The organism is Rhodococcus sp. IEGM 1379, assembly GCF_030056815.1.
In the GTDB taxonomy this organism is placed as follows: Bacteria; Actinomycetota; Actinomycetes; order Mycobacteriales; family Mycobacteriaceae; genus Rhodococcus_F.
In genome coordinates, this window is record NZ_JASHKR010000164.1 from 1 (window position 1) to 3,479 (window position 3,479).

General features: G+C 59.9%; 3 protein-coding genes. All 3 read left to right on the plus strand.

The annotated features are described in order from the left end of the window. The first annotated feature begins 75 nt into the window (after positions 1-75). The 3 genes from QM600_RS29175 (at position 76) to QM600_RS29185 (ending at position 3,330) form a co-directional block, all read left to right on the plus strand. Positions 76-585, plus strand: coding sequence for a Fur family transcriptional regulator (locus QM600_RS29175; RefSeq protein ID WP_094270891.1), 510 nt, complete (start codon positions 76-78; stop codon positions 583-585). Between the two features lie 33 nt (positions 586-618). Beyond that, positions 619-2,070, plus strand: a complete 1,452-nt coding sequence (locus QM600_RS29180; protein WP_283265245.1) for a catalase — start codon at positions 619-621, stop codon at positions 2,068-2,070. Positions 2,071-2,340: 270 nt separating this feature from the next. Next, positions 2,341-3,330, plus strand: coding sequence for an LLM class F420-dependent oxidoreductase (locus QM600_RS29185; RefSeq protein WP_283265247.1), 990 nt, complete (start codon positions 2,341-2,343; stop codon positions 3,328-3,330). The last annotated feature ends 149 nt before the right edge of the window (positions 3,331-3,479 follow it).

Genomic DNA, 3,479 nt, shown 5'->3' on the forward strand with positions numbered 1-3,479 from the left:
GTGTGACGCCGGTCTCCCTTCAACTTAGGTAATCCTTTTCTTGACTAATTCCAGAAAAGGGGCATACTGGGTGCCATGCAAGACGACGGGCAGGATTTCGACCCCCGGGCGCAACTGCGCGCAGCCGGGTTGCGAGTCACTGCGCCGCGGCTTGCGGTTCTGAATGCGGTTACAGCCCAACCACATTCGGATGCAGATACTGTTGCCGCGCAGGTGCGGGAACAGCTGGGATCCGTATCCACTCAGGCCGTTTACGACGTGCTGAAGGCATGCGTGAGCGCGGGGTTGCTACGACGCATCGAGCCGGCAGGTTCACCCGCACGGTTTGAGACGAGGACCGGGGATAACCATCACCATCTCGTCTGTCGTAGCTGCGGCAAGGTCGTCGACGTCGATTGCGTTGTCGGCCAAGCCCCCTGCCTTGAACCTTCCGATTATCACGGCTTCGAGATCGATGAAGCCGAGGTTGTGTTCTGGGGCCGCTGCAAAGATTGTCTGACGATTTCTACTGAATCCACCCCCGAACTTGGCGCCGTCTCCCAGAATCAAGATGCAGACCGCGCGCTAAAGCACACAGCCCGTTAAACGCACAGCCCACTACACGCAGGAGGCTTCGCCATGACCAAGCCCACCACCAATAACTTCGGTATCGCGGTAGCCAGCGACGACGAGTCGTTGACCGCAGGTATTCAGGGACCGGTCCTGCTTCACGACCACTACCTGATCGAGAAGCTGGCCCAGTTCAATCGTGAGCGTGTCCCGGAGCGCATCGTGCATGCCAAGGGCGGCGGTGCATTTGGCGAACTCGTCATCACGCACGACGTCAGCCAGTACACCAAGGCAAACTTCCTGCAGCCCGGCAAGAAGACCGAGTCCCTGGTGCGTTTCTCGACCGTTGCCGGTGAGCAGGGTTCCCCCGATACCTGGCGTGACCCGCGTGGTTTCGCGATGAAGTTCTACACCGAAGAGGGCAACTACGACCTCGTCGGCAACAACACCCCGGTGTTCTTCATCAAGGACGCCATCAAGTTCCCCGACTTCATTCGCTCACAGAAGCGTCTGCCGGGTTCGGGTCTGCGCGATCACGACATGCAGTGGGATTTCTGGACTTTGCGTCCCGAGACAGCGCATCAGGTGACCTGGCTGATGGGTGACCGTGGTATCCCGAAGACGTGGCGCAACATGGATGGCTTCGGTTCGCACACGTACCAGTGGGTTAATGCTGCCGGTGAGCGTTTCTGGGTGAAGTACCACTTCAAGACCGATCAGGGCATCGAGTTCCTGACCCAGGCCGAGGCAGACACTCTTGCGGGTACAGATCCCGACTACCACCGCGCCGATCTGTACAACGAGATCGAGGCCGGGAACTTCCCGAGTTGGACCCTCAAGGTCCAGGTCATGCCCGCCGACGAGGCTGAGGGCTACCGCTTCAACCCGTTCGACCTCACGAAGGTGTGGTCGCAGCAGGATTACCCGCTGATCGAGGTCGGCAAGTGGACCCTCAACCGCAACCCCGAGAACTTTTTCGCGCAGATCGAACAGGCGTCGTTCGAACCGTCGAATGTGGTGCCGGGCATCGGTTTCAGCCCCGATAAGATGCTCCTCGGCCGCGTGTTCTCCTACGCCGACGCACACCGTTACCGCATCGGCACGAACTACGCAGACCTGCCGGTCAACGCTCCCAAGAACGAGGTGAACTCCTACTCCAAGGAGGGCGCCATGCGCTACAGTTTCAACTCCCCGACGACGCCGGTATACGCACCCAACTCGTACGGCGGACCGCACGCCGATCCGTCGGTTGCCGGTGACGAAGGCCTGTGGTCGTTCGACGGCGAAGCAATTCGCGCTGGATACATTCAGCACGCCGAGGACGGGGACTTCACTCAGGCCGGAACTCTCGTTCGCGAGGTTCTCGACGACGCGGCGCGTGAGCGTCTGGTCGGCAACATCGTCGGCCATGCCTTGGGCGGTGTCAGCGAGGAAGTTCTGCTGCGCGTCTTCGAGTACTGGAAGAACGTCGACGCGGATCTCGGTAAGCGCGTCGAAGAGGGTGTACGTGCAGGTCAGTAACGCGATCTAGATTTCTGCACTACGGACCGCTGCAAGGGAGATTGTTCCTTTGCGGCGGTCCGTTTTTCTTGTCCGTACCTACAGCAGTCCCCACCAATAGACCAGGCACGCGAGAAGGAATTCAACCACGATGTCCACGACGATCCTCCTTCGTTGTCACGTGTATTCCATGATCCGCGTCTACTGAAACTGTTTCGAGTCCGGCGCTGCCGGGCAGTCGATTCGTACGGCCATCTGGCTGTTCTTTTCGACGTCAGGAGTTGGTCAGCCATGATGCGATTCGGCTACACATTGATGAGCGAACAGGCCGGGCCGAAGGATCTGGTTCGGCATGCGGTGCAGGCCGAGGCTGTCGGGTTCGATTTCGAGGTGATGAGTGATCACTATTCGCCCTGGCTGACAGAGCAAGGGCATGCGCCGTATGCCTGGTCGGTTCTCGGTGCGGTCGCGTACGCCACCGAATCGGTGGGGTTGATGACGTATGTGACATGCCCGACGGTTCGCTATCACCCGGCGGTCATCGCGCAGAAGGCCGCCACGATGCAGATTCTCGCCGACGGAAGATTCACTCTCGGGGTTGGGAGCGGCGAGAGCCTGAACGAGCATGTGGTGGGAGACGGGTGGCCGTCGGTCGACACAAGGCAAGACATGTTGCAGGAGGCCGTTGCGATTATTCGAGCGTTGCATTCCGGAGACGTGGTGAGTTGGAAGGGCGAGTACTTCGACGTCCAGTCGGCTCGGATCTGGGACCTACCCGACAACCCCGTTCCGATCGCGATAGCGATGTCGGGGGAAAAATCTGTTGAGAAGTTCGGGCCCGTGGCAGATTGCCTCATTGGGGTGCAACCGGATTCGGATCTGATTCACCAGTGGAAGCACCTGCACAGTCGAGCATTCGGACTGGAACCGGCGCGACGGTCGATCGGTCAAATCCCGATAGCCTGGGATCTCGACCGAGATACCGCGATCGCCCGAGCTCATGATCAGTTTCGTTGGTTCGGTGGCGGGTGGTCAGTCAATTCGGAACTGCCGACTCCGGCCAGTTTTGCCGCGGCCACGCAGTTCGTTCGCAAAGAAGACGTGGCAGAGAATATTCCGTGTGGCCCCGATCTCGACGCAATTGTGGATGCGGTGAGCAAGTACGCCGACGCCGGATTTACCGACGTAGCCCTGATTCAAGTCGGCGGAGACACTCAGGATCGGTTCTTCGACGAGGCGGCGAAGCCGCTATTGGAGGCGCTGCACGTCAGACTGGGTTGATGGTGAAGGCGAGTCGGGTGCCTCCGAGCGGGCTGGCATCGAGTCGAGCGTGCCCGCCGTGAAGCCCTGCCTGCTGGGCGACGAGCACTAACCCCAATACCGTTCAGTTAGTGACACATGAGGTATCGTGAGGTGTGCCTCGTAGCGGA

Coding starts and splice junctions, on each gene's coding strand:
- QM600_RS29175 (WP_094270891.1), top strand. CDS start 76: ATGCAAGACGACGGGCAGGATTTCGACCCCCGGGCGCAACTGCGCGCA.
- QM600_RS29180 (WP_283265245.1), top strand. CDS start 619: ATGACCAAGCCCACCACCAATAACTTCGGTATCGCGGTAGCCAGCGAC.
- QM600_RS29185 (WP_283265247.1), top strand. CDS start 2,341: ATGATGCGATTCGGCTACACATTGATGAGCGAACAGGCCGGGCCGAAG.